We start from the raw sequence: 1417 nt of genomic DNA on the forward strand, positions 1-1417 counted from the left end.
GGCTCACCCGATAAACCATGGGGATAATTCTTTGGTTCTATAGATTATTTATACCTTTGTACCATGAATAATCAAGGACTTTTAGCATTGGCACAGTTAATTCTGCCATCAGAGATACTTTCAAATTTTGAAGTAGTACGTGTAGAAGAAGAGGCATCCCTTATTCGCATCTATCTTGACGAATCGGTTAAGGCTGAATATAAAGAGAATACAGAGATTGAATCCAAAGGGTTCTGTGACGCCGCAACTATACGTGACTTCCCAATACGCGACAAAGGCGTTGATTTAATTGTCAGAAGACGCAGATGGTATGACAAGCAGAATAATCGATACTTCTCCGACTCTTATAACCTAAAGGCAGAAGGGACCCGCTACTCAAAAGAGTTTGCGGCTTTTTTAAAAGGAGTGTATGGAGACAATTCCTACGACCTCCCGTTCGCTTGACCGCTATTATCACATAAACGGTGATACGTTTGAAAAGCAATACAAGGAAGTACTCAGCGGCTACCGTGAATGGTCAGAACTTTCACATGCAGAAGACTGGCTTGTCTTTCCCGAAAACATAGGTGAAAGCCTCTGCATTGACGAAACGGCTCCAAGCAATGGCGAGTTGTACACGATAGTAAGCAACAGATCTTCACGTGGAGGCAAAGGTACCATCGTTGCGATAGTAAAGGGTGTGGCGGCAGATGCTGTCACAAAAGCACTTATGCGCATTGGCGAGGACAAGAGACAGATAGTAAAGGAAATAACAATGGATATGTCGAATTCCATGCAGCTTATAGCCAGACGCTGTTTCCCGAATGCAATGCGTACTATAGACCGCTTTCATATACAGAAACTTACATATGATGCCTTGCAGGAGATGCGCATCGCATATAGATGGGAGGCCATTCAAGCAGATACGGAGGCCAGAGAAGAGGCCAAATTCCTGGGCAAAGCATATACTCCAATTGTGCTTGCAAACGGTGACACCCACAAGCAGTTGTTGGCTCGCAGTAGATATCTGCTTTTCAAATCACCCGACAAATGGACGGAAAGTCAGAGGAAAAGAGCAGAGGTGCTATTTGAAATATATCCAGACCTTAAAGAGGCTTATTCTCTCACACATTCGCTAAGAATGATATTTTCCAAGAATACCATCAAAGATGCAGCAAGACTCTCGCTTGCACGCTGGTACAATAAAGTGGACGATTCCGGTTTTAAGAGTTTCAATGTTATTGCCGCCACACTTTACGAGCATTATGATGAAGTATTGAACTTCTTTGTCAATAGAGCAACTAATGCCTTTGCTGAATCATTCAATGCTAAAATAAAGGCGTTTAGAGCTGCTTTAAGAGGAGTAACGGATATAAAGTTCTTTCTTTTCAGACTTACAAAACTATATGCCTAATCCCCTTGGTTTATCGGGTGAGCC

Annotated in this window: 2 protein-coding genes; both read left to right on the plus strand. The window is 42.6% G+C overall.

The genetic code is table 11. The features are described 5' to 3' along the window. Positions 1 to 63 precede the first annotated feature (63 nt). Positions 64 to 444 (plus strand): hypothetical protein, encoded by a 381-nt coding sequence (locus CIK94_RS12590; protein WP_094423237.1) that lies wholly within the window; start codon positions 64 to 66, stop codon positions 442 to 444. Further along, positions 410 to 1393 (plus strand): transposase, encoded by a 984-nt coding sequence (locus CIK94_RS12595; RefSeq protein ID WP_094423238.1) that lies wholly within the window; start codon positions 410 to 412, stop codon positions 1391 to 1393. The genes CIK94_RS12590 and CIK94_RS12595 overlap by 35 nt, the downstream gene beginning before the upstream one ends. Positions 1394 to 1417 lie beyond the last annotated feature (24 nt).

This window comes from Prevotella sp. P4-51 (genome assembly GCF_002251455.1).
Classification (GTDB): domain Bacteria; phylum Bacteroidota; class Bacteroidia; order Bacteroidales; family Bacteroidaceae; genus Prevotella.